Below are 23,999 nucleotides of genomic sequence, written 5' to 3'. Positions count from 1 at the left end.
CTCATGACTTCATATCAAAATATTATTTCATTTAATTCAGAGCAATTGGCACATGCACATGTTATTCAGTCCGATGCAGAAGCGCTGGAAATTGCACGCAATCTAGCGGAACAGTTCAAAGCTGGAGCCATTCAGCGCGATGCCGAGCGCATTCTGCCTTTTGAAGAAATCGAAGCCTATAGCCAGTCTGGACTCTGGGCCATTACCGTCCCAAAACAGTATGGCGGTGCAGAAGTATCCAGTTATACCGTAGCGCAAGTGATTGCACTAATGAGTGGTATAGATGGTTCGATTGGCCAGATTCCGCAAAACCATTTTTATGGATTGGAGATTCTGCGTAATAGCGGCACCAAACAGCAAAAACAGAAACTCTATGCTGAAGTGTTAAAAGGTGCCCGTTTTGGCAATGCTCTGGCCGAGTTTAAAACCAAAACCGCTGCACAACGCCAAACCGCGATACGCAAAACTGATCAGGGCTATGTGATTAATGGCGAAAAGTTTTATTGCACCGGCAGTTTATTTGCTCATCGCATTCCAACACTGGTGGTCGATGAACAGGATCAGCAGTTCCTGGCTTTTGTGCCGCGTAATAGCGAAGGTCTGACTTTAATCGATGACTGGAGTGGTTTCGGGCAACGTACCACAGGCAGCGGTACAGTGAAATTCAACAATGTGCAAGTGCTGGCTGAAGATGTAGTGCCATTTGATATTGCCTATTCAGAGCCCACCATCTCCGGTCCGTTTGCTCAATTGCTGCATGCCTCTATTGAAACCGGTATTGCCCGTGCCGCCTTTGAAGAAACTTTAAACCGTGTGCGTCAGGCCCGTCCGTGGATTGATTCTAGCGTAGATCAAGCCACCGATGACCCACTGACAAAGTTCGAACTGGGACGGATTGTAGCCGATGTACGTGCCTCTGAAGTTTTACTGAAACAGGCCGCCCGTTCAATTGATGCCGCCAGACCTGCACCGACCGCGGAAAATATCGCCAAAGCATCGTTAGATGTGGCCAAAGTACGTGCACACAGTACCGAAACTGCCTTAAAAGCATCATCCAAACTGATTGAACTGGCCGGTAGCCGTGGCAGCCAACGTGAAGATGGTCTGGACCGCTTCTGGCGCAATGCCCGCGTGCACACGCTGCATGATGCTTCGCGCTGGAAATATTATTTCATTGCCAATCATATTTTAAATGGCGTACTACCACCGCGCCGGGGGACATTGTAATGACAACAACATCACAATCTGTACCCAAAAAAATCTTGCTAAATGCTTTTGACATGAACTGTGTTGGCCATATCAATCACGGATTATGGACCCATCCACGTGATGAGTCACAGCGTTTTAATGAGCTGAGCTACTGGACAGATTTAGCCCAGACCCTGGAACAAGGCCTGTTTGATGGCCTGTTTATTGCCGATATTACCGGGGTGTATGATGTCTATCAAAACAATATCGACCTGGCGTTAAAAGAATCGATTCAATTACCAAGTCATGACCCCAGTACTCTGGTTTCTGCAATGGCAGCAGTGACACAAAATCTGGGATTTGGTGTGACGGTGAATTTAAGCTATGAATCGCCTTATCAGTTTGCGCGACGTTTCGCGAGTCTGGATCATCTGACCCAGGGCCGTATTGGCTGGAACATTGTCACCGGTTATCTGGACAGCGCACAGCGATTAATTGGCGAAAAAGGACTTAAAGACCATGACCTGCGCTATGAACAGGCCGAAGAGTTTGTACAGCTTTGCTATAAATTCTGGGAAGGTTCCTGGGAAGATGATGCCGTTGTAAAAGACAAGAAAAACCGGATATTTACCGATCCTACCAAAGTACATCCCGTTCAGCATGATGGTCAATTTTACCAAAGCCAAGGCGTATTTCAGGTTTCACCCTCCATTCAGCGCACACCGGTGTTATTTCAAGCTGGTGCTTCACCGCGTGGAATGGCCTTTGCCACCCAGCATGCGGAAGGCATGTTTATTGGTGGTGATCAGCCTGCAAAAATCAAAAAGCAGGTCGATCAGATTCGTCAGCAAGCTACTAATCAAGGACGTCATCCTGAAGATATTAAAATCTTTGTCGGCATTACCGTGGTGACTGCGGAAACCGATGAACTGGCACAGCAAAAACTGGATGAATATCGCTCTTATGCCAGTCCTGAAGCGGGTCTGGCACATTTCTCCAGTTCTGTCGGCATTGACCTGTCCAAATTTACCGATGATGAAGCGATTCCTTATCAAAAGACCAACAGCATTGCGTCAGTCAACAATAAATTTAAAGAACAGCGCATCAGCAAAAATGATTTAAAAGCTCAGCATGTATTAGGTGGTCGTTATCCCCTGATTGTCGGGAGTGGTGCAACTGTGGCAGAAAAACTGATTCAGCTGATTGATGAAACCGGTATTGATGGCTTTAACCTGACCCGTACCGTTGCCCCTGAATCGCACCATGATTTTATCCGTCTGGTGATTCCTGAATTGCAGCAACGCGGCCGTTATAAAACAGCCTACGAACACGGCAGTTTAAGACACAAACTGTTTAATCAGGGAGACCGCCTGTCGACCTCACACCCAGTTCAGCAATTTCGATGTCCAAGCTCCGCCTCAACTTCGAACTCCAGCTTAAATCAAAAACAATCCGCATAAATTTTGAGGTGCAACATGGCACAAACAGCGAAAACCAAACTGACCATTATCGGGGTGATTATTGCCACAGTCATTATTGGACTGGTGGTCTGGAATCAGCAAAAGAAATCAGCTTCTGATGAACTGGTGATTGGCATTAGCCCTTCATTTGCCAAACCTTTACAGGTGGCAGCAATTGAGGCCAAACAGCAAGGCCTGAATGTCAAACTGGTGGAATTTTCCGACTGGAATACCCCCAACATTACCCTGAATCACGGTGATATTGATGCCAACTTCTTCCAGCATCAACCCTTTTTAGATAATGCCAAAAAAGAAACTGACTTTAAGATCAAAGCCTTTGCCAAAGGTGCCGCCACGCATGTGGGTTTGTATTCCAAGAAAATCAAAAGCTTTGATGAATTAAAAGATGGCGCCAAAGTCGTGGTTCCAAACGATCCTGTAAACCAAGGCCGTGCTCTACTTTTATTGCAACAGGCAAAACTGATCACCCTGAAAGACCCTAAAAACCATCTGTCTAACCTGAAAGACATCGCAAGCAATCCGAAAAAATTGCAGTTTGTCGAAGTCGAAGGCCCTCAAACCGCACGTGCCATTGATGACGTCGATCTGGCTTTTGGCTATCCGCACTATTTACGTCTGGCGAAAACAGCTGATCCCGAACAGGCGCTGTTATTTGACTCTAACAAGGATAACCGTTATGCCATCTTGTTTGCCGTGCGTGAGGATTACCAAGATAAAAACGACAAGCTGAAAAAATTTGTCGAGATCTATCAAAACTCGCCAAAAGTGAAACAGGCTTTGGATGCAGATTTCGGTGCCAAACTCTGGTTCCCGGGCTGGAAATAAGGGTTTAAATTATGTCTCAAGTTTCCAAACTGAATCTTAAAAAACTGCTGATTGGCCTCACTGTCGTTGTCATCATTGCAGGATTAATAACCTATCGTTATGTGCAAAACCAGCAACAGGATAACGTCCTGACGATTGGTATTAGTCCACCTTATGCGGAACTATTACAAACGGTTGCAAAAGAAGTAGAGAAAGATGGCATTCATGTCAAACTGGTAGAGTTTTCAGACTGGCAAGCACCCAATGTTGCCGTACAAAATGGTGATATTGATGCCAACTTTTTCCAGCAAAGTGTGTTTTTAAAGAATGCGGTTCAACAAACCCATTATGACCTACATGCTTTTGGCATCGGTAGTGGCAGCCATGTCGGTTTGTATTCCAAGCAATATAAATCCTTAGATGCCTTGCCACAAAATGCACGTGTGGTGATTCCCAGTGATCCTGTAAACTCGGCTCGTGCATTGATTTTGCTGCATCGTGCAGGTTTGATTCAAGTCAAAGATATCCATAATGAGCTGTCAACCCTGCAAGATATTGTAGCCAATCCAAAACAGCTTAAGTTTTTAGAAGTGGAAGGTCCGCAAACGGCTCTTGCCTATGACGATGCAGATTTGATTTTTGGTTTTCCGCATTACTTAAATATGGCGAAAAAAGCCGATCCTCACAGTGCATTGTTTTTAGACCCGGTGGATAAGAAATACGCCATTCTTTTTGTGACCCGAAAAGATTATGTCGATCACGATAAAAAACTCGAAACCTTTGTCAAAGCTTTCCAGAACTCTGCAAAAGTAAAAACAATTTTAGACCGGGATTTTGGTACGGGCATGTGGTTTGAAGGCTGGAAATAAGGAGAATAAAATGGTGAGTTTTGGTTCACAGGTGGACTTTTCTGTTCCCCATATCAAGATCAGAAACCTGAATAAATATTATGAAGTACAAGGACAATCGGTACATGCCTTGAAAAACATCAACCTAGATATTCCGGAAGGCAAAATTTTTGGCATTATCGGCAAAAGTGGCGCAGGCAAATCTTCCTTGCTGCGTACTTTAAATGGTTTGGAACAGATCAGTGAAGGACATATTCACATTCACCAGCAGGATCTGGCTGAACTGAAACATGCTGAACTGATCCAGCTCAGACAGCGCATTGGCATGATCTTCCAGCACTTTAATTTAATGTCGGCCAAGACCGTTTGGGAAAATGTTGCCCTGCCGCTAAAAGTCGCCAACTATAACAAACACGAGATTGAAGCGCGGGTCAATGAAGTCCTGCAACTGGTCGGTTTGAGTGAAAAAGCACACAACTATCCGTCCCAGTTATCCGGCGGACAAAAGCAGCGTGTCGGGATTGCCCGGGCGCTGGTTCACCATCCAGAAATTTTGCTCTGTGACGAAGCCACCTCTGCCCTGGACCCAGAAAGTACTTCTGTGGTGCTGTCTCTGCTCAAGGAAATCAATCAGAAACTCGGCATCACCATTGTGCTGATTACTCATGAAATGCAGGTCATTCGTGAAATTTGCGATCAGGTGGTGGTGATTGAACATGGTGAAATTGTTGAAGCGGGTGAAGTGTGGTCAGTCTTTTCTAATCCACAGCAGCAGATCACTCAGGAATTGCTGAATCTGGAACAGCTGGAATTGCCTTTTGCGCTAACGCCAGAGATTATTGCCGACAGTTCACATAGCATTTTAAAACTGCGTTATGCTTCTAGTGTTCAGTATTCACCAGATTTGAAAGTGATTTTCGAGCAGTTCGATCATCCAGTTCATCTCTATCAGAGTCATATCGATTGCATCCAGAACCATCTGGTTGGCAGTTTTATTGTGGCAATCCCCGATCTGCATATAGATACCACACTACTCCAGCAGAAATTAAAACAGTACATTGCACAGATTGAGGTCATTGGCTATGCACGACCAGCTCATTGATTTATTACTTAGCGGCACCATTGACACTTTGTTGATGGTGGGAGTATCTGCCCTGGTTGCCTTTTTTATTGGCTTGCCCATCGCAGTCATTTTAGTCAGTACTGCCGAACATGGCATCTATCCGTCCAAAAGCATCAATCAGGCTTTAGGCTGGGTGGTCAACATTACCCGTTCAGTACCGTTTTTAATTTTAATGGTGGCGCTCATTCCATTGACCCGCTGGATTGTCGGCACCAGTTATGGGGTCTGGGCCGCGGTAGTGCCTTTAACCTTGGCAGCCACACCTTTCTTTGCCCGTATTGCAGAAGTCAGTTTACGTGAGGTCGATCAGGGTTTGATTGAAGCCGCCCAAGCCATTGGTTGTAACCGCAAGCAGATCATCTGGCATGTGCTGCTACCTGAAGCCCTGCCCGGGATTGTGGCAGGCTTTACCGTGACCTTGGTGACCATGATCAACTCATCGGCGATTGCCGGTGCGATTGGCGCTGGTGGTTTAGGTGATATCGCCTATCGTTATGGTTATCAGCGTTTTGACATGCAGATGATGCTGGCCGTGATTGTTGCGCTGGTGATTCTGGTCATGCTGGTACAGGCCACGGGCGATTCCATCTCCAGCCAGCTGGATAAACGCAAAATTTAAATCCCTATCCATTTTATGAGTTTTCAACAAAGCATCCAGCCATGACCTGACTTTGTCATGGCTTTCATGTAAAATCAGCGGCAATTTTTAAATAACACGTTGTGAGTCATTTCATGGGTTTTAATTGCGGTATTGTCGGCTTGCCGAACGTTGGTAAATCTACACTTTTCAATGCATTGACTAAAGCTGCTATTGCTGCAGAAAATTTCCCGTTCTGTACCATCGAACCAAACACCGGTATCGTGCCTGTACCTGACCTACGCATGGACAAACTTGCGGAAATCGTTAAACCGCAACGCGTGCTTCCAACCACGATGGAATTTGTGGATATTGCCGGTCTGGTTGCAGGTGCATCTAAAGGTGAAGGTCTGGGTAACCAGTTCCTGGCCAACATCCGTGAAACCGATGCGATTGCACATGTGGTTCGTTGTTTTGAAGATGAAAACGTCATTCATGTGAACGGCAAAATTGATCCACTGGATGATATTGCAACCATCAATACCGAACTTGCACTGGCTGATCTGGAAACTGTGACCAAAGCGGTTACGCGTTTGGCTAAATCTGCAAAAGGGGGCGACAAAGATGCTGTTGCCACTAAAGCCGTTCTGGACAAAATTTTGCCTTTACTGGATGAAGGTAAACCTGCCCGTGCAGCCAATCTGGATGATGATGAACGCAAACTGGTACGTGGTTTCGGTTTAATGACTTTAAAACCAACCATGTATATTGCCAACGTGGCTGAAGATGGTTTTGAAAACAACCCGCATCTGGAAGCGGTTAAAAAATTGGCCGCTGAAGAAAATGCCATTGTGGTTCCACTATGCAACCAGATTGAAGCTGAAATTTCATTGCTTGAAGATGAAGACCGCGCTGAATTTTTAGAAGCAATGGGCATGGAAGAACCAGGCCTGAACATCGTGATTCGTGCCGGTTACAGCCTGCTTGGCTTACAAACTTACTTTACTGCGGGTGTGCAGGAAGTTCGTGCCTGGACCGTCAAAGTCGGTGCAACTGCTCCTCAAGCAGCGGGTGTGATTCATACTGACTTCGAAAAAGGCTTTATCCGTGCTGAATGTATTGCTTATGATGACTTCGTACAATACAACGGCGAAGCTGGCGCGAAAGAAGCCGGTAAATGGCGTTTGGAAGGTAAAACTTATGTGGTTCAGGACGGTGACGTGCTGCACTTCCGTTTTAACGTTTAAACCATTCTGACGTTTCAAAACAGTTTAAAGCCAGCATGATGCTGGCTTTTTTATGTCGAGCTTTTTTCAGTTCAGATTCACGGTCTTGGCATCCATTACAGCGCGTTGCTTACGAGCTTCTGCCAGCATACGTTGCTCCAGCTCTTTTCGAAACCCGAACATAAACACCATTTCAGCCAGGACAAATAAAGGGCCGATCGCCAGACCAATCACATCATCCATAAAAGCCGGTTTTTTCTTTTCATAAAAATGGCCCACAAACTGGAATACCCATCCCACCACAAAAATGCCAATACTCATGCTTAACCAGACAGTCGTATCCAGCTGCGCAATTCTGTAAGCAGATGGATAAGCAAGCGCATAGATGAGCAACATGATCAGGCCAAAGATGCGGTCCAGACTGAGATAATACATTGTACTTGCCAATAGTAATGCTAAAGCCAGCGTCAGCTCGACACCTGAAATGACCACACCGGCACGTGCAGTCAGACACATGATTGAAAATACAATCAATGGAATACCCACAAAATGAGTATAAATATTTTTCTGGTCCAGATGGTATGCGGCATACTGGCTCAGTAATTGTTCTAATTTGGTCATGACCGTCTTCCTTGTTAGACTTATATTTTCATTTCACTATATAAAAAAATACCAGGACAAGTTGTCAGCTAGCCGACAACTCAGATTAAAAAGGAATAAAAATGCTCGAACCCATTTATATTAAACATTTAGAGCAGAATATCTGGTTTGCACAATTGCCTGCGGTATTTAAGGATTTTATTGTGAACTGTGCTGTGCAGCAGCGTTTTGACAAGGAACAAAGCATCTTCCGTTCAGGAGATATATTTAATGGGATCTATGCCGTTTTAGAAGGTGCGGTTCGCCTGGGTTATATTGACATTCATGGCAAAGCTGCTGTGGCGGCCATTGTAGAACCGGTTATGTGGTTTGGTGAAATCTCGCTGGTGGATGCCCAGCCCCGTTCTCACGATGCGATTGCAACTCAGAAAAGCCTGATCTTACATATACCGAGTACCGCACTACAATCCCTGCTGCAACAGCATCCGGTTTTTTGGTATCACATTGCACAACTGACCAGTCAAAAATTGCGCTTTGCTTTTTTGGAGCTAATTTCTATTCAAACGCAAAGCATCAGCCAGCGTTTGGCACAACGCCTGATGTCTATTTTAAATGGCTATGGCAATCATTTAAGTATTGAAAAGAATGTCATTCATTTATCCCAGGAACAACTGGCACAAATGCTGACCTGCTCCCGACAGACCATCAATCAGGAACTACAAGCTTTGGAACAGCAAAATATTTTGTGCGTATCTTTTAAGAAAATTGAAATTTTGGATGTAGCGGAACTGCATCGCATTGCGCATGCCTTTCCCAATATTTAAATCGGAAGATGAATAAAATTTTAAACCATGAAAATAATTCAGAGATGTATAGCATTGCAGTGTCAGCTGTTCTACGGCCAAGCATGACAGGTGAATAACTTGCCTGATGATGCATCTATTTTACACATTGTACTTATGAACGTAATTGACACACATTGACATCATCAAAACCATTGGTGCATGGCGCAACTTCATATTCATTGTCCGATGACGACTGAATGGCCTGTAACGGCTCTGCAGCTGTGGCAACACTACTCAAAGCGCTTAGAACAACAGTTATACTTATATATAAAAACACTTTATTTAACATCATTATTACTCCTGATCGTTACTAAAGTTAAATACATTTAGAATTAAATTGAATCTTTCATCATAAAAACACAAATTATTATACACAATTTATCATTTTAAGATAATTCTATATATTTATCAGATTATCGTTTTATTCTCTTACTCATTCTTTAAAACTATAACTAAAAGAAAATACCATGACATTTAAGGCATAAAAAAACGAGGCCTTTGCCCCGTTTTGATTTTTTAAACTCCGACCTTTTTCGGATCGGTATTGCCCAGCTGCGGATGCTCAATCGCATCCTTACATTGCTGTTTATCACGTTCGTAATCGGCCTGTTTCTGCGCCACTGAGCTAGATTGATCCATCGTCTCACGCGCCCAGATTTCCAGACTGGTCAGGGCTTTACGGCAGAGCGCATATTTACCTTCAGTCACGGAATCAGTCATTTTGACATTAATGCGCCAATCCGTGCTGAGCTTGCGTGCAGGTTTACGGACCTGTTCTTCCAATACATCCAGTTTTTTGGCATAGACCAAACTATCCACCTGATTAATGAATTTCCAGGCTTCGTTGGCATAAGTGGTGGCATCATTGGTCAGCTTGGGTGCCGGCTTAATTTCAGGTTTTTCAGTATTCTTGCTGTCATTTCCACAAGCCTGTAGCAAAACACTACTGCATAATAAAGAAACAATCAGCATTCCACGCGTCTTCAACATCCTCATATCAGGCTCGCTTAGATAAACAATTCGGCACTATGCTAGTGAATTCGAGTACAATACTCAATCATCATTTGACCTGTTGTTCAACTCTCCCGCAAAGGTGTGTCGTGTCTGAGCACAAAATCCCTCCAGTTCAAGCTGCCGGCTTTTGGCAAGGTGCTAAAGACAGCCAAGCCATTATTTTTACTTATCTTCCTGTTTCATTTGCTTTTGGTGTTTCGGCCAGCCAGTTCGGTTTTAGCTCTTGGGAAGCACTGTTTCTATCCTGCTCCATGTATGCCGGTGCCAGCCAGTTTCTGGTCGTGGCTTTACTGGGCAGTGGCACATCCATCTGGATGACTGCCCTCACTGTGATTGCTTTAGATATTCGTCATGTACTTTACGGTCCGGCCCTACAAAACCTGATTCAGGACAAGCTGAATTTAAAGAAAACTGCCGTCTGGGCTTGGGGCCTGACCGATGAAGTCTTTGCCTCGGGAATGATTAAACTGTCGCAACGACGTCAGGAATGGTCAGAGTCCTGGATGCTGGGCTTGAGCCTGTTTAGCTGGATGTCCTGGGCTTTAGGTTCTTTCCTGGGTGGATTATTTGCCGACCAGGTCAGTGCCTTACCGCAGTTTTTACAAGCCGCTCTGGATTTCTTGCTACCAGCCTTGTTCCTCAGCTTCCTGCTTGCTGCCTTTGAAAAGAAACATACCTTTATTGTCACGGTCTGTTTAATTGTTTCGGCAATTGCCTGCTATTTCATTAATTTGTCAGCAGCCATTTTTATTGGCATCTTATCCGGTATTCTGGCAGGTTTATTTAAACATTATGTTTTAAAACAGCATGATGATGTATTGGGAGAAACCCATGAATCTTGAAATTATTCTGGTCGGGATCATTGTCGGCATTGCCAATTTTGCTTCGCGTTTTGGTCCTTTTTATGTCATTCAAAAACATCAGCAAAATTCTCAAAAGCGTGGCTCAGTCTGGATCAGAATAGCTTTAGGCAGTATTGGCATCGCTGCGATCAGTTCCATGCTGGTGGTGGCAACGCTTCCCCCCTTGATGGAAAGCCCCAATAAAAGCTTCGCCATGCTTGTAGGTTTCCTGACCTTAACCGGGCTATATTTTAAGTTTAAGAAGATTGTCCCGGCGACTTTAACCGCCGCCTTGACCTATGGTTTGATTTACACCTATATGCCCGTTTCCTTCTAAGTGTTTTAAAAATCTCCTCTTTTTAAAGGGGAGATTTTGAAGGGATTAAAATTAAAGCTAGAGATCACTTTATAAATAAAATTGTTGGACAATATCATTATTTTATGTGAATCCGGGCTTAATTCACCAATCAGTTCTGCTATGCTAAAAGTCCATAAAATCAAGCATGGATGATTTACATGAGCGTGACTATTGGTACTCCCCTTCAAGCTTCTGCCTTTAAAGTTTTGTTATTAGGTTCAGGAGAGCTTGGTAAAGAAGTGGTGATTTCTCTGCAACGTTTAGGTGTAGAAGTTCATGCAGCAGACCGTTATGACCATGCTCCTGCCATGCAAGTTGCACATTATGCTTATACCTTGAATATGGCAGATGCCGAAGAACTCAAACAACTGATTGAAAAAATTAAACCCAATCTGATTGTGCCCGAAATTGAAGCCATCGCAACTCAGGTTCTGGTTGAAATCGAACAACAAAATATTGCCACCGTGATTCCTTCAGCAAAAGCCGTCAACCTGACCATGAACCGCGAAGGCATTCGCCGTCTGGCTGCCGAAGAACTGGGCTTGCCGACCTCAGCTTACCGTTTTGCCGACTCGATTGAATCATTCCGTTCAGCCTGTGATGACATTGGCTATCCCAACTTTGTTAAACCGGTAATGTCTTCTTCCGGTAAGGGTCAATCACGTGTCAAAAGTTTTGATGAAGTCGATGCGGCCTGGGAATATGCGCAAACCGGTGGCCGCGTCAATCAGGGTAAAGTGATTGTGGAATCACAAATCGATTTTGACTTTGAAATTACCTTGCTCACAGTTCGTGCCAAAAATGCTGAAACAGGCGAAATCGAAACCCGATACTGCGACGCGATTGGACACCGTCAGGACTCTGGCGATTATGTCGAGAGCTGGCAACCTCAGGCCATGACTCCGGTGGCTTTAGAAGAAGCTAAGCGCATTGCACATAAAGTCACGGCTGCTTTAGGCGGCTGCGGTATTTTCGGCGTGGAACTGTTTGTCAAAGGCGATAAAGTATGGTTTAGTGAAGTATCTCCACGTCCGCATGACACAGGGCTTGTTACCCTTGCATCGCAATTCCAGAGCGAATTTGAATTACATGCACGTGCCATTTTAGGTCTGCCGGTAAATACATCTCGTCATAGTGTTGCAGCCAGTGCCGTCATTTATGCAGGCGTTGATGATCGCAATTTGTCTTTTTCTGGCTTAAATCTTGCTTTAGCCAACCCAAACACCGATTTACGCCTTTTTGGTAAACCCGAAGGTTTTAAACGTCGTCGTATGGGGGTCGCAACTGCACGTGCTGAAACAACAGATCAGGCACGTAAACTTGCACTAGAGACGGCGTCTCAAGTCAGTGTTCAACAAAACTAAACTTGCAACCTTATTAACGGACCACTGTTCATGATCAATACTTCTCCACTGCTGAATTACGTTAAAAGTAACCATGACATTCAGGCGATCAATCAATGGCGCACCGATGTTGAAAATCAGCTGCAGGAAAGTTTTGAAAATGGACAGTCCATCCGGGAAATTATCTTGGCCCGCTCCCATTTGATTGATGAAGCCCTTGAGTTTCTCTGGAGACATGCTGAACTTGACCAGACCGATCTGGGCCTGTTTGCCGTGGGTGGTTATGGTCGTCGGGAAATGTTGCCTTATTCTGATGTCGATATCATGATTTTATCGGAAGATGATATTACTGCCGAGCAGGAAAAACTGATTTCCACTTTTATCTCCTCGCTTTGGGATGTCGGTAATTTCAAACCCGGTATTAGTGTACGTACCATTTACGAATGTGTGGAACAGGCCACTAATGATTTGACCGTCGCGACTGCGCTGATTGAATCGCGTTTAATTAGTGGTAACCGGCATTTGGCCAAATGGCCACGCCGTATTGTTTCACAAACCTGGACCGATAAAACCTTTTTTGATGCCAAAATGGATGAGCAGGCAAAGCGCTATGCTCAGCATAACAATACCGAAAGCAATCTGGAACCGGACATTAAAAATGCGCCGGGAGGCATCCGCGATATCAACCAGATTGGCTGGATTGCCAAACGTCACTTCCGGGTCAACCGTATTTATGACCTGGTGCATTTAGGCTTTATTTCAGAGTTCGAACTGGGTGTGCTAGAAGAAGCTGAAAGCTTTTTATGGGAAATCCGTCATCATCTGCACCGCCTCACCAAACGCGATGAAAACCGCTTATTGTTCGATTATCAGCGTGATATTGCGGCCCTGTTTGGCTATACACGTGAAGAAGATAAATCACCGAATTATCCGATTGAACAATTCATGAAGCGTTATTATCGTAGCGCACAGCAGGTATCCACCTTAAATGAAATGCTGCTGGCTTACTTTAATGAATCTGTGATTACCCCACGTTTGCCTAACTACGAACGCAAAATTGAAGAAATTAACGAAAATTTCAAACTGGTCGATGGCAAACTGGCGGTACAGCATCATAAAATTTTCTCGGAACGTCCCAGTGCAATCCTGGAAATCTTCTATTTATTGGCAAATCGCCCTGAAATTGAAGGCATCCGTGCCCGCACTTTACGTCTGCTCACCCTTGCAGCCAAACGCATCAATCAAGATTATCGCGATAACCCCGAACACCAAGCCCTGTTTATGGCGATCATCCGTTCACCGCATCGCCTGTATGATACGCTGGTGGCGATGAAACGTTATGGCGTGCTCGGCAATTATATTCCAGCTTTTGGGCAAATTATGGGACTAATGCAATATGACCTGTTCCACATCTATACCGTAGATGCCCATACCCTGTTATTGCTGCGTAATTTAAACCGCTTTAAAGAACCTGAATTTGCCAAAGATTTCCCAGTGGTCAGTTCAGTGTTCCAACGTCTTCGCCGTCGCGACATTGTTTATCTGGCAGCCTTGTTCCATGACATCGCCAAAGGCCGTGGCGGTGACCATAGTGAACTGGGTGCAGAAGATGCGATTGCATTCTGCCGGAAACATGGCTTTACCGAACGTGAATGCAATCTGGTGGCCTGGCTGATTCAAAGTCATTTACTGATGTCCATGACTGCACAGAAAAAAGATATTTCCGATCCGGATGTAGTTCAAGATTTTGCTGAAAAACTCGGTGATATGGAGCATCTGGATTATCTGTATACCTTAACTGTTGCAGATATTAACGCGACCAATCCCAAACTCTGGAATACTTGGCGTGCTTCCTTAATGCGTCAACTTTATACCCATGCACGGGATGTGATTCGTACCGGTCTTGGACATCCGGTGGATTATCAAATGCTGATTGAAGACACCAAATTTGCTGCCAGTGAATTATTGGTCAATGACTTCTCTCTGGCCGATGTCGAAAAAGTCTGGCAAGAACTGGGCGATGAATATTTTATTAAAGAGTCAGCCGATGAAATTGCCTGGCATACCCGTGCCATCTTGCAACATGGCAACAACACTGAACCTCTGGTCTTGATGCGTGCCCATCGCCAGTCGGCACAAGATGCGGTACAGATCTTTATTTACACTCAGGATCAACCGAATCTATTCGCCACCACTGTCGCCATTCTGGACCGGATGAATCTGGACGTTCAGGATGCACGGATTATCACCGCCTCAACGGCCTTTAGTCTGGATACCTATGTGGTGCTGGACCGTTTTGGTACCTTACTGACCGACCCTGAACGTGAACAGACGGTCATTGAGGCATTGGTCAAGGCTTTGAGCGAGTCAGATAAATATCCGGGCTTAATGCAGCGTCGTATTCCACGCCAGTTACGCCATTTTGATATTGAAAATACCGTGGATATCACCCTGAATGCCGCTTTAGAGCAAAACATGGTTGAAATTGCAACGCTCGACCATCCGGGTTTACTTGCTAAAGTAGGTGGTTTATTTATGATGCAGGGTTTAGATATTCATTCTGCTAGAATTGCTACCTTGGGTGAGCGTGCAGAAGATATTTTCTTTGTCACCAAAAAAGATGGTAAGCCAATGACTGATTCAGAAGCTGAAATTTTTGCTACCCAATTGAAGTCAGCTCTGGATGAAGCCTCAAGTCTAGTCTCTGGTCACCACTAAAACTTAAATTTACGCGGTATCGATTTCATGAACTCAAGTTTGTCATTATTGCATCCTTATCCTTTTGAAAAGTTAAATAAGCTTTTTCAGGATATCCAAACTGCAGATTTACCCCTTATTGCCTTATCAATTGGTGAGCCAAAGCATCCGGCACCCGAGTTTGTAAAACAGGCCATTATTGACAACTTCCAGCATTTATCGACTTACCCGAACAGCAAAGGCTTACCTGAATTACGTCAAAGCATTGCCAACTGGCTCACACGTCGCTTCAAGCTCAATAGTATTAGCGCTGAAAACCATGTTTTACCTGTATCTGGAACACGTGAAGCGATCTTTTCTTTTGTTCAGGCTTTGGTCAACCGTGAAGATGCACCTTATGTGGTGATGCCGAATCCTTTCTATCAAATTTATGAAGGCGCAACTTTACTTGCCGGTGCCAAACCTTACTTCATTAATTGCACAGAAGAAAACAATTATCTGGGTGATTTTGATGCAGTTCCCGCAGAAGTGTGGGAAAAAACGGCATTATTGTTTGTTTGTACACCCGGCAATCCAACAGGGGCTGTATTGTCCAAAGAGCAATTTAAAAAACTAATTGCCCTTTCAGACCAATATAACTTTGTCATTGCCTCAGATGAATGCTATTCGGAACTGTGGTTTGATCAAGCCCCTGTCGGTTTACTGGAAGTCTGTGCTGAAATCGGCCGTGATGATTACAAAAACTGTGTGGTGTTCCATTCCCTTTCCAAGCGTTCAAACCTGCCGGGTATGCGTTCCGGCTTTGTTGCCGGTGATGCCTCTTTACTGAAACCGTATTTACAATACCGTACCTATCATGGTGCTGCCATGCCTGTTCAGCACCAGCTGGCATCAATCGCGGCATGGGATGATGAAGTGCATGTAGAAGAAAACCGTAAACTATATCGCGCCAAGTTTGAATTATTTCAAAATGAATTGGGTCACTTGTTGCCACTGAAAAAACCGGATGCAGGTTTCTATTACTGGTTAAAAGTAGACAATGATGAAGCTTTTGCCAAAATGCTGATGGAAAAAGCCCATATTAAAGTCCTGCCTGGCCGTTATCTGTCACGTGATACCGAGCAAGGCAATCCGGGTGAAAATCATGTCCGTATGGCATTGGTCGCCGATATCGCACAATGTGAACAAGCCATTCAGCGTCTTAAAGCCATTCTTTAATGAATTAAAGAGACAATAAGATCAAGCATCATCCACTGTTTCACCAGTGGATGATTAGCTTATAGCGTATGGATTAAATGACCTGTTGATTGCATTTGTGAAAATGAAATAGATTTCTAAGCCTGTAAAATAAAATAGGGCGATTCATGAATCGCCCTATTTTATTTATTTTCTATTATTCCAGCTTACTGCGCTAAAGCTGCTTCAATTTCACTTTCCAGCTCTTCAGGTTTAGTGGTGGGTGCGAAACGATTGAGCACCTTGCCATCTTTGCCAATCAAGAATTTGGTAAAATTCCATTTAATGCCATTGCCTAAAATTCCTTTACTGTTATTGGTCAAATAGCGAAATAAAATGTGGGCTTCAGGCCCTTTTACATCCACTTTGGCAAACATCGGGAAACTCACGCCGTAATTTTTTTGGCAGAATGCACCAATCTGTTCATTGGAACCCGGATCTTGCCCACCAAACTGGTTACAGGGAAATCCCAATACCTCAAATCCCTGATCTTTGTATTTTGCATACAATTTTTCAAGACCAGCAAACTGGGGAGTAAAACCACACTTACTCGCAGTATTTACAATTAATAAAACCTTACCTTGATAATCGGCAAATGATTTATTTTTTCCATCTAACAACTCAGCCTCAAACTGATAAATGTTGGTCATGGATAGGTTTCCTCGTCACTTTTTTCTTGTGTTTTTAATTCTAAAGAAGCTGAATTTACGCAATAGCGCAATCCTGTAGGTTGTGGGCCATCTTCAAAAACATGGCCTAAATGTGCGCCACAATGATGGCAAACAATTTCTGTTCTGACTATACCATGTGTCGAATCCTGATGCTCCTCAATGACCGAACTATTTACAGGGCGATAAAAACTTGGCCAGCCACTACCACTGTCATATTTAGTTTCGGAAGAGAATAATTCTGTCCCACAGCAACGGCAAAGATAAGTCCCTGCCTGCTTGGTATTCCAGTACTTACCGGTAAATGCTGGCTCCGTCCCCTTTTGTCGCGTAATGCGAAACTCGTCTGGTGATAACTCTCTTTGCCATTCTCTTTCTGTTTTATTGAGTTTTCCCATGATGACGTCCCTTTATATCGTGCTATTTAAAATAGGATAATCGTATATTTACGTCATTCAATCTTAAATTTCTAGTCTTTATTCAACAATTTACAAAATCAATATAATGACCCTAAAAGCAAAAAGTAAGCAAATATAAAATAATGGTAAGCAATTCTGAAAATTAAATGCTTTTTTGTAAGCAAATTTAGTGTTAGGCTTAGTCTTACTCTTGCTCAGGATTAAAAAATGTCGCAGAAAAAGAGCGTAATTTTTAAAAATCTGCTGCCTGTGATTAAGCAATATCAACAGGCAGGTTTTACGCATGAAAAAATTGTTGCTTTACTCAGAGATGAACATCATCTCGATCTGGTAACAACCGAGACATTTAAAAGCTATTTATACCGTTATGCAAAAGTGACCTCCACTCTTTCCGAGAATATAAAAATGCCGAACACTTTCCACACCCCACGCGAAATTAAGAAATCGTCTAAGCTCGAGCACGTGTGCTACGACATTCGCGGGCCAGTGTTACGAGCGGCCAACGAGATGGAAGAGGCCGGGCATAAAATTATTAAACTAAATATTGGTAACCCCGCCACATTCGGTTTCGAAGCGCCGCAGGAAATTATTAATGATGTCGCTTTAAACCTGCCCAATGCGGTAGGTTATACCGACTCCAAAGGGATTTTCCCTGCCCGTAAAGCCATTTGTCAGTATTACCAGCAAAAAGGCATCCTCAACATGCATGTGAATGACGTGTATATAGGTAATGGTGTGTCTGAACTGATCGTGATGGCCATGCAAGGTCTATTGGATGACGGTGATGAAATGCTGGTTCCAATGCCGGATTATCCATTATGGACAGCTGCTGTAAACCTGTCTGGTGGTACCGCGATTCACTATAAATGTGATGAGGAAAACTTCTGGTATCCAGACATTGCGGATATGGAAAGTAAAATCACCCCAAATACCCGCGGTATTGTGATTATCAATCCAAACAACCCGACCGGTGCGGTCTACCCTCGTCATGTATTGCAACAAATTGTTGATCTGGCAAAAAAATATGACCTGATTTTGTTTGCTGACGAAATTTACGACAAAATTATTTATGACGGCATTGAACATGTCTCTGTAGCTGCGCTTGCGGGTGATCAACTTTGTATCTCATTTAATGGTTTGTCTAAAGCCTATCGTATTGCCGGCTTCCGTTCAGGCTGGATGGCCATTACCGGTGATAAATCACGTGCAATGGACTACATTGAAGGCTTGGACATGCTGGCATCGATGCGTCTATGTGCCAACCATCAAGCGCAATATGCGATTCAAACGGCTTTAGGTGGTTATCAGTCGATTAATGACCTGATTCGTCCGGGTGGCCGTTTATATGAGCAACGCAATATTGCCTGGGAAATGTTAAATGAGATTCCGGGTGTCTCTTGCGTGAAACCAGAAGGTGCCATGTACTGCTTCCCTAAACTGGATCCGGAAGTTTATCCAATTCAGGATGATGAAAAACTCATGCTCGACTTATTGCGTGCAGAAAAAGTATTACTGGTGCAAGGAACCGGTTTTAACTGGCCGACTCCAGACCATTTCCGCGTGGTATTCTTGCCGGCCGAAAATGAATTACGTGAAGCGATTACCCGTTTAGGTCGCTTCCTGTCAAAAATGCGCTAATGTCCTGATTTCGGAGATTGCTAAAAAAACCGCGTTTGATCACGCGGTTTTTTATGCCTGCTACTAACCTTTGTTAGTCTTCAAGCGGATTGCCAAACTGTTTTAAATATTCAGTACCTAATTCTCTAGAACCCTGATTATTAATATGATTGCTGTCTTTATTCCGATATAAAGGCACATGATTAATCATAGTTTTACACGCCTGCTGATCACACATTGCCTTGGTTGGGTCAATAATTTTCAGGTCAGGGTATTGCCGTTTTGCCTCTACAACAATTCGGTTAAAGTGTAGTAACTGTGCCTCATAATTCTTTCTGGACACAGTACATGGTGCATGGGTATGTAAAATTTCATTGCGAAGGTTACAGTCTGCCGGCACCCCATCTCTATCTAGCCGAGGGACATCATTCAGCAGAATGACCTGATCACTGGACTGATAGGCCATCTTCAAGGCTTTCATAAAACCGGTTTTAAATATCTCTGCATTGGAATGATGTATACCATCTTCCAGCTTCACTTCATCACCAAAATATGGCACATAGGAACCTGCCAAGATAATGGTGCGGTAATGTGTTTTTGCAAGATGGGCAGTAATCGCATCATTTCTTAATTTAAATTCGCTCAGCTCTTCCCAGCGATTAAAATTAGATTCAAAACGCCGCACTCCAGGTAAATAGAAGGTTGAACTTTGTGTGACATCATAACCGCGTAAATTGGCATCTTTGGCCCATACATCCAGCATTGCGCTATAAGCGTTAGCATGCGAATCACCAATCAACAAAAAATCGATAGCCGCTTTCGGCTTGCCCAATACACAGTCCTCCTGATGCGGTAAAGCTTTCGGGTCCTCAATATCCATACATTTATTTCGGATGATATGAGCAAATGAGTTGAGTGCTTCCTGTTTAAGATAAACAGAATGTGGAAACCGGTCTGGAAATCCCTGATTTAGATTGACGGTCTTGGCAATCGCGATAAAACTCAGGGCTGGCAGCAGAAAACCAATGATGATCACCTTGTAATTTGCTGTCATCACAAAACGTTTGCTGGGTTTTTCGATGAGCTGATAGGTTAAAAATGCCAACAGGATGGACAATAATACAATCACCACCTGATTTTCGAAATTTAATGGCTGCATATAAATGCCGAATAACACGATAATCGGCCAGTGCCATAAATACAAGGGATAAGAAATTCTTCCTATCCAGGTACTTAAACGATTGCTCAGTAACACATTACTTGAGGGTGAACATTGCCCGAGATAAATGATAAATGCAGTTGCAAAACATGGGATCAAAGCCATTGCGCCAGGAAAAGGCGTCTGTTGGTTAAAATATACTGCTGTGGCAAACAACGTGATTAAGCTACCCCAAACCAGACTTTGTCGTAATTTTTCCGGAATTTTGAGCTGAGGCAGAAAGCCAATTAATGCGCCAATCAGCAACTCAAAGGCACGTACCGGCATACTGTAATAGGCCTTCTCTGCATTTTGCGTTAACGTGTGCTGGGCATAAAACAGTAAAGTTACGATTAATGTCGTGATAATGGCCCAGGTATATTTACGCGACACCTTTCCAACAAACAGCAACAACAATAACGGCCAGAAAATATAAAACTGCTCTTCTACCCCAAGCGACCATAAGTGCAATAAAGGAATACCTTCGGCATCCTGGCTGAAGTAATCTCCCACCTCATTGCGCATATAGATATTCGCCATGAGCAGAGTGGCATACATCACACTGTCAAAATATTGCGTCAAATCCCCAGGTAGCATCACCTGCCAGGCAATAATACTGACAACGCTGAGTACGGTAAAATAAGCAGGTGCCAGGCGTACCACACGTTTCTTGTAAAATCGTGCAATAGAAAACCGTTTACACTGAATATCGTGGGTTAAAATGAGGGTAATTAAATAACCTGAAATGACAAAAAAGATATCCACACCAATATATCCTCCTGAAAAGAAAGATAATCCGACATGGTTAAAAATCACCAATAAAACGGCAATTGCCCTTAAGCCATCGATATCAGCACGATAGGAGAAATTCATCATTTCACAAAGTATAATAAAGAAGCAAAATTGTATGCCTTTATTCAGAAAACTCAATTTACAAAATAAAAGATTTATATTTTGGCCAATTTTATAGAACTACTCTTAAAGATTACTTAATCACGTATGCATGCATGTTTTTATAGTGTTTATTTGTTCTGATCCTGTTTATTGTTGGGTACACATGCTATTTATATGATGAATGAATAATAAATACTGTGAGTACATGGATGTCCTCAACCAATATCAAGCTTAGTCTTTTTTTATGCCTCAGTATGTGCTTGGGGATTGGTATTTTACGTTTCTCCTATACCGCCTTGTTACCCAGCACGCGTGAAGCGTTTGATTGGTCAACAGGTTTTGCCAGTCTTTTAGGCAGTGCCAATTTACTCGGTTATCTGATGGGGGCTTTTGCAGCCATGCGACTACCTCAAAACAAAAGCATGACCCTATATATTCAGATGGCTGCAATTGCCGGAATGTTCAGTTTAATGTGCTGTGCATTTTCCGGTTTTCCGCAAGCCTGGTATATTTTTTGGCGTGTGATTTCGGGAATCAGTGGCGGCCTGCTGATGATTTTATCCCCGAGTGTAGTGGCACAATGCTGTGAGATTCAGGACCGTTTTAAAATCAATTTTATTGGTTTTAGCGGAATTGGTCTGGGGGTTTTATTGGCGACCCTGTTCCTGCCTTATCTGGACCAGATTTCCATACAGACCGCCTGGCTGATTTTATGTGGCTTCGCGCTGATTATTTGTGCCTGCTTAAGTGTTTTACTGCAACAATTTAAGCATCATCTGTCTGCACAAACAGTGCCGGCTCAATCTAAAACTCCACTCAACACAATCTTTTATAGCTTGCTGGTTGTATATGCCTGCAGTGCATTTGCCTATATTCCCCATTCATTATTCTGGATTGACTACCTGAGCCATGAACTGGGGCTGAACCTGTTCTGGATCAATTTCAACTGGATTCTGTATGGCTTAGGAAGTGCTTTCGGGGCTTTTACTGCCTATTCACTGGCAAGAAAATTTGGCAATTTTTTCGCCCTGAAAATTCTTTACAGTCTGTATATAGTAGCCATTTTTATTGCAACCTTAAACACCAGTCCAGTGCTGACTTTTGCTTCTTCCTTTTTTACCGGCATGCTCAATCCGGCAGTGGTGTTTTTAACCTCCTATACCATCCTGCAACTCTATGGTCTGGCGTATAAAAAGCTCTGGAGTATTGCCACACTATGCTTTGCATCTGTGCAGCTGATTGGCGGATTAAGTTTTAGCACTCTGCAACATTTTGGCGTGACTTATCATCAACAGTTTGTCTTGGCTGCGATAGTTTTATTATCGGGAACATTACAACTGGTCTGGCATACCCGTACAGCTAAATTCAAAACCAGTGAGCCAGCATAACCTGTTTCGATTCAGGCAGATGGCATAACGTATGCCTGCTGCACCACCAGATACCGGGACTGACCTCCAAAAATGAGCATAACGGTCGCAATAAGACGCATACTGACTATCTTGCTCGCGTTTGTTCGATGCTAGAACATACCGCTTAACTATTCATGCTATTGTGCAGATTGCATGATAAATTTCGCTCCTGATCTATAAAACATCGTGTGCCGTAACCATAAAAAAAACCCGCGATATGCGCAGGTTTTTTTCATACAGATTCAGGTCAAATGACTTATTCCATATTGTTGATGACCGCTTGACCAAATTCCGAACAACGTAACAAAGTCGCGTCCGGCATTAAGCGTTCAAAATCATAAGTCACAGTTTTATTGGCAATTGCACCAGAAATACCCTTGATGATCAAGTCAGCCGCTTCAGTCCAGCCCATGTCACGTAGCATCATTTCAGCAGAAAGAATAATTGAACCCGGATTGACTTTGTCTTGACCGGCATATTTAGGAGCAGTCCCGTGAGTCGCCTCATACATCTGTATGGCTCCGCCGATGTTGGCACCCGGTGCAATCCCGATACCGCCCACTTCTGCTGCAAGCGCATCGGAGATATAGTCACCGTTTAGGTTCAGCGTGGCAATCACCGAGTAATCGGCAGGACGCATCAAAATTTGTTGCAGGAAGGCATCCGCAATCACATCTTTAATAATAATGTCTTTACCAGTTTTAGGGTTTCTGATTTTAACCCATGGCCCACCATCCAGAAGTTCACCGCCAAAACGCTCAAGCGCAACTTCATAGCCCCATTCCTTGAATGCACCTTCAGTGTACTTCATGATGTTGCCTTTGTGGACCAGCGTCACGCTTGGCTTGTCATTATCAATCGCGAATTGAATGGCTTTACGTACCAGACGCTGAGTACCTTCTTTAGATACCGGTTTAATCCCGATCCCGCAATTCTCTTCGAAACGGATTTTAGTCACACCCATTTCTTCTTTCAGGAATCGAATGATTTTTTTGGCTTCTGGTGAATCTGCTTTCCATTCAATACCTGCATAGATATCTTCAGAATTTTCACGGAAAATCACCATATCTGTCAGTTCAGGATGTTGAACTGGAGAAGGCACACCTTCAAACCAGCGCACTGGACGTACACATACGTACAGGTCTAATTCCTGACGTAATGCAACATTTAGAGAACGGATACCGCCGCCAACCGGGGTTGTTAACGGGCCTTTAATAGAAACAACAAATTCACGAAGAGCTTCAAAGGTTTCTTCCGGCATGTAAGTGCCATAGATTTTGTCTGCTTTTTCGCCGCAGTATACTTCCATCCACTCAATCGAACGCTTACCAGCGTAAGCTTTTAGAACCGCAGCATCAACCACTGCTTTCATGGCCGGTGTAATATCTACACCAATACCGTCACCTTCAATAAAAGGAATAATAGGATTGTTTGGAACATTGAGTGACAAGTCTGCATTTACGGTAATTTTGCTACCATCCGCAGGAACAACGATCTTCTGATAACCCATTGTCTAGGTTCTCCCTTTGTATCTAGCGATATCTAAAAATAATTGCCGATTAGGCAATACTTTCGTCCTTTCTTAACGCATAATAGTTTAATTGAATTCCAT

The 23,999-nt window shown here is 43.6% G+C and carries 22 protein-coding genes; 15 read left to right on the top strand and 7 right to left on the bottom strand.

Annotated elements, in window-relative coordinates; translation table 11 throughout:
* Window positions 1-3: 3 nt before the first annotated feature.
* The 7 genes from GTU69_RS10295 (at window position 4) to ychF (ending at window position 7,268) form a co-directional block, all read left to right on the top strand.
* On the top strand, window positions 4-1,227 hold the full coding sequence (locus GTU69_RS10295; RefSeq protein WP_166170288.1) for an SfnB family sulfur acquisition oxidoreductase: 1,224 nt from the start codon (window positions 4-6) through the stop codon (window positions 1,225-1,227).
* Complete coding sequence (locus GTU69_RS10290; RefSeq protein ID WP_166170286.1) at window positions 1,227-2,648, top strand: LLM class flavin-dependent oxidoreductase; 1,422 nt, start codon at window positions 1,227-1,229, stop codon at window positions 2,646-2,648. Before GTU69_RS10295 ends, GTU69_RS10290 begins: the two co-directional genes overlap by 1 nt.
* 15 nt (window positions 2,649-2,663) lie before the next feature.
* Window positions 2,664-3,494, top strand: a complete 831-nt coding sequence (locus tag GTU69_RS10285) for a MetQ/NlpA family ABC transporter substrate-binding protein (protein WP_166170284.1) — start codon at window positions 2,664-2,666, stop codon at window positions 3,492-3,494.
* A gap of 11 nt (window positions 3,495-3,505) precedes the next feature.
* Window positions 3,506-4,342: a MetQ/NlpA family ABC transporter substrate-binding protein gene (locus GTU69_RS10280; protein ID WP_166170282.1), complete on the top strand. Its 837-nt coding sequence runs from the start codon at window positions 3,506-3,508 to the stop codon at window positions 4,340-4,342.
* A gap of 10 nt (window positions 4,343-4,352) precedes the next feature.
* Window positions 4,353-5,423, top strand: coding sequence for an ATP-binding cassette domain-containing protein (locus GTU69_RS10275; RefSeq protein WP_166170280.1), 1,071 nt, complete (start codon window positions 4,353-4,355; stop codon window positions 5,421-5,423).
* The gene (locus tag GTU69_RS10270; RefSeq protein WP_166170278.1) at window positions 5,404-6,063 is read left to right on the top strand and encodes a methionine ABC transporter permease; all 660 of its coding nucleotides are present in this window, start codon (window positions 5,404-5,406) and stop codon (window positions 6,061-6,063) included. The genes GTU69_RS10275 and GTU69_RS10270 overlap by 20 nt, the downstream gene beginning before the upstream one ends.
* Window positions 6,064-6,176: 113 nt before the next feature.
* Complete coding sequence (gene ychF / locus GTU69_RS10265) at window positions 6,177-7,268, top strand: redox-regulated ATPase YchF (RefSeq protein ID WP_086195044.1); 1,092 nt, start codon at window positions 6,177-6,179, stop codon at window positions 7,266-7,268.
* Between the two features lie 66 nt (window positions 7,269-7,334).
* Here ychF and GTU69_RS10260 read toward each other — a convergent pair whose 3' ends face one another.
* Window positions 7,335-7,868 (bottom strand): Mpo1-like protein, encoded by a 534-nt coding sequence (locus GTU69_RS10260; RefSeq protein WP_166170277.1) that lies wholly within the window; start codon window positions 7,866-7,868, stop codon window positions 7,335-7,337.
* Between the two features lie 101 nt (window positions 7,869-7,969).
* Between GTU69_RS10260 and GTU69_RS10255 the strand changes: the two genes are divergently transcribed.
* The gene (locus tag GTU69_RS10255; RefSeq protein WP_166170275.1) at window positions 7,970-8,671 is read left to right on the top strand and encodes a Crp/Fnr family transcriptional regulator; all 702 of its coding nucleotides are present in this window, start codon (window positions 7,970-7,972) and stop codon (window positions 8,669-8,671) included.
* Window positions 8,672-8,804: 133 nt separating this feature from the next.
* On the opposite strand, the gene GTU69_RS17310 is transcribed toward GTU69_RS10255, so the two are convergent.
* The gene (locus GTU69_RS17310; protein WP_277343572.1) at window positions 8,805-8,930 is read right to left on the bottom strand and encodes a hypothetical protein; all 126 of its coding nucleotides are present in this window, start codon (window positions 8,928-8,930) and stop codon (window positions 8,805-8,807) included.
* A 278-nt stretch (window positions 8,931-9,208) separates the two neighbouring features.
* On the bottom strand, window positions 9,209-9,688 hold the full coding sequence (locus GTU69_RS10250; protein ID WP_166170273.1) for a hypothetical protein: 480 nt from the start codon (window positions 9,686-9,688) through the stop codon (window positions 9,209-9,211).
* 104 nt (window positions 9,689-9,792) lie between these two features.
* Between GTU69_RS10250 and GTU69_RS10245 the strand changes: the two genes are divergently transcribed.
* The 5 genes from GTU69_RS10245 to dapC all read left to right on the top strand — a co-directional run bounded on the left by GTU69_RS10245 (window position 9,793) and on the right by dapC (window position 16,164).
* Entirely contained in the window at window positions 9,793-10,548 is a 756-nt protein-coding gene (locus GTU69_RS10245) for an AzlC family ABC transporter permease (RefSeq protein ID WP_166170271.1), read from the top strand.
* Entirely contained in the window at window positions 10,538-10,885 is a 348-nt protein-coding gene (ygaH, locus tag GTU69_RS10240; RefSeq protein ID WP_166170269.1) for an L-valine transporter subunit YgaH, read from the top strand. Before GTU69_RS10245 ends, ygaH begins: the two co-directional genes overlap by 11 nt.
* A 170-nt stretch (window positions 10,886-11,055) precedes the next feature.
* A complete protein-coding gene (gene purT / locus GTU69_RS10235; protein WP_171522019.1) occupies window positions 11,056-12,270 on the top strand; it encodes a formate-dependent phosphoribosylglycinamide formyltransferase in 1,215 nt (404 codons plus the stop codon).
* Window positions 12,271-12,300: 30 nt separating this feature from the next.
* Complete coding sequence (gene glnD, locus GTU69_RS10230) at window positions 12,301-14,967, top strand: [protein-PII] uridylyltransferase (RefSeq protein ID WP_166170265.1); 2,667 nt, start codon at window positions 12,301-12,303, stop codon at window positions 14,965-14,967.
* Window positions 14,968-14,994: 27 nt separating this feature from the next.
* Window positions 14,995-16,164, top strand: a complete 1,170-nt coding sequence (gene dapC, locus GTU69_RS10225) for a succinyldiaminopimelate transaminase (protein ID WP_166170263.1) — start codon at window positions 14,995-14,997, stop codon at window positions 16,162-16,164.
* A gap of 185 nt (window positions 16,165-16,349) precedes the next feature.
* Here the strand turns inward: dapC and GTU69_RS10220 are convergent, their stop codons facing one another.
* A complete protein-coding gene (locus GTU69_RS10220; RefSeq protein WP_166170261.1) occupies window positions 16,350-16,832 on the bottom strand; it encodes a glutathione peroxidase in 483 nt (160 codons plus the stop codon).
* A complete protein-coding gene (gene msrB, locus GTU69_RS10215; RefSeq protein WP_166170259.1) occupies window positions 16,829-17,248 on the bottom strand; it encodes a peptide-methionine (R)-S-oxide reductase MsrB in 420 nt (139 codons plus the stop codon). The genes GTU69_RS10220 and msrB overlap by 4 nt, the downstream gene beginning before the upstream one ends.
* A gap of 228 nt (window positions 17,249-17,476) precedes the next feature.
* Here msrB and GTU69_RS10210 point away from each other — a divergent pair, with 228 nt between their 5' ends.
* Entirely contained in the window at window positions 17,477-18,907 is a 1,431-nt protein-coding gene (locus tag GTU69_RS10210; protein WP_166170257.1) for a pyridoxal phosphate-dependent aminotransferase, read from the top strand.
* A 73-nt stretch (window positions 18,908-18,980) separates the two neighbouring features.
* Here the strand turns inward: GTU69_RS10210 and GTU69_RS10205 are convergent, their stop codons facing one another.
* Window positions 18,981-20,957 (bottom strand): acyltransferase family protein, encoded by a 1,977-nt coding sequence (locus tag GTU69_RS10205; RefSeq protein ID WP_166170255.1) that lies wholly within the window; start codon window positions 20,955-20,957, stop codon window positions 18,981-18,983.
* A gap of 230 nt (window positions 20,958-21,187) precedes the next feature.
* Here GTU69_RS10205 and GTU69_RS10200 point away from each other — a divergent pair, with 230 nt between their 5' ends.
* The gene (locus tag GTU69_RS10200; RefSeq protein ID WP_166170253.1) at window positions 21,188-22,366 is read left to right on the top strand and encodes a YbfB/YjiJ family MFS transporter; all 1,179 of its coding nucleotides are present in this window, start codon (window positions 21,188-21,190) and stop codon (window positions 22,364-22,366) included.
* A gap of 277 nt (window positions 22,367-22,643) precedes the next feature.
* Here the strand turns inward: GTU69_RS10200 and icd are convergent, their stop codons facing one another.
* On the bottom strand, window positions 22,644-23,897 hold the full coding sequence (gene icd / locus GTU69_RS10195) for an NADP-dependent isocitrate dehydrogenase (RefSeq protein WP_166170251.1): 1,254 nt from the start codon (window positions 23,895-23,897) through the stop codon (window positions 22,644-22,646).
* Window positions 23,898-23,999: the final 102 nt, after the last annotated feature.

The sequence above is a fragment of the Acinetobacter sp. SA01 genome (assembly GCF_011319235.1).
Lineage (GTDB): Bacteria > Pseudomonadota > Gammaproteobacteria > Pseudomonadales > Moraxellaceae > Acinetobacter.
The sequence above is the reverse complement of the archived record's forward strand: the minus strand, read 5'-3'. Positions and strand labels throughout refer to the sequence as shown.

Excerpts from the sequence above, each read along its gene's own strand:
- GTU69_RS10295 (WP_166170288.1), top strand. The coding sequence starts at position 4 with ATGACTTCATATCAAAATATTATTTCATTTAATTCAGAGCAATTGGCA.
- GTU69_RS10290 (WP_166170286.1), top strand. The coding sequence starts at position 1,227 with ATGACAACAACATCACAATCTGTACCCAAAAAAATCTTGCTAAATGCT.
- GTU69_RS10285 (WP_166170284.1), top strand. The coding sequence starts at position 2,664 with ATGGCACAAACAGCGAAAACCAAACTGACCATTATCGGGGTGATTATT.
- GTU69_RS10280 (WP_166170282.1), top strand. The coding sequence starts at position 3,506 with ATGTCTCAAGTTTCCAAACTGAATCTTAAAAAACTGCTGATTGGCCTC.
- GTU69_RS10275 (WP_166170280.1), top strand. The coding sequence starts at position 4,353 with ATGGTGAGTTTTGGTTCACAGGTGGACTTTTCTGTTCCCCATATCAAG.
- GTU69_RS10270 (WP_166170278.1), top strand. The coding sequence starts at position 5,404 with ATGCACGACCAGCTCATTGATTTATTACTTAGCGGCACCATTGACACT.
- ychF (WP_086195044.1), top strand. The coding sequence starts at position 6,177 with ATGGGTTTTAATTGCGGTATTGTCGGCTTGCCGAACGTTGGTAAATCT.
- GTU69_RS10260 (WP_166170277.1), bottom strand. The coding sequence starts at position 7,868 with ATGACCAAATTAGAACAATTACTGAGCCAGTATGCCGCATACCATCTG.
- GTU69_RS10255 (WP_166170275.1), top strand. The coding sequence starts at position 7,970 with ATGCTCGAACCCATTTATATTAAACATTTAGAGCAGAATATCTGGTTT.
- GTU69_RS10250 (WP_166170273.1), bottom strand. The coding sequence starts at position 9,688 with ATGAGGATGTTGAAGACGCGTGGAATGCTGATTGTTTCTTTATTATGC.
- ygaH (WP_166170269.1), top strand. The coding sequence starts at position 10,538 with ATGAATCTTGAAATTATTCTGGTCGGGATCATTGTCGGCATTGCCAAT.
- purT (WP_171522019.1), top strand. The coding sequence starts at position 11,056 with ATGATTTACATGAGCGTGACTATTGGTACTCCCCTTCAAGCTTCTGCC.
- glnD (WP_166170265.1), top strand. The coding sequence starts at position 12,301 with ATGATCAATACTTCTCCACTGCTGAATTACGTTAAAAGTAACCATGAC.
- dapC (WP_166170263.1), top strand. The coding sequence starts at position 14,995 with ATGAACTCAAGTTTGTCATTATTGCATCCTTATCCTTTTGAAAAGTTA.
- GTU69_RS10220 (WP_166170261.1), bottom strand. The coding sequence starts at position 16,832 with ATGACCAACATTTATCAGTTTGAGGCTGAGTTGTTAGATGGAAAAAAT.
- msrB (WP_166170259.1), bottom strand. The coding sequence starts at position 17,248 with ATGGGAAAACTCAATAAAACAGAAAGAGAATGGCAAAGAGAGTTATCA.
- GTU69_RS10210 (WP_166170257.1), top strand. The coding sequence starts at position 17,477 with ATGTCGCAGAAAAAGAGCGTAATTTTTAAAAATCTGCTGCCTGTGATT.
- GTU69_RS10205 (WP_166170255.1), bottom strand. The coding sequence starts at position 20,957 with ATGAATTTCTCCTATCGTGCTGATATCGATGGCTTAAGGGCAATTGCC.
- GTU69_RS10200 (WP_166170253.1), top strand. The coding sequence starts at position 21,188 with ATGTCCTCAACCAATATCAAGCTTAGTCTTTTTTTATGCCTCAGTATG.
- icd (WP_166170251.1), bottom strand. The coding sequence starts at position 23,897 with ATGGGTTATCAGAAGATCGTTGTTCCTGCGGATGGTAGCAAAATTACC.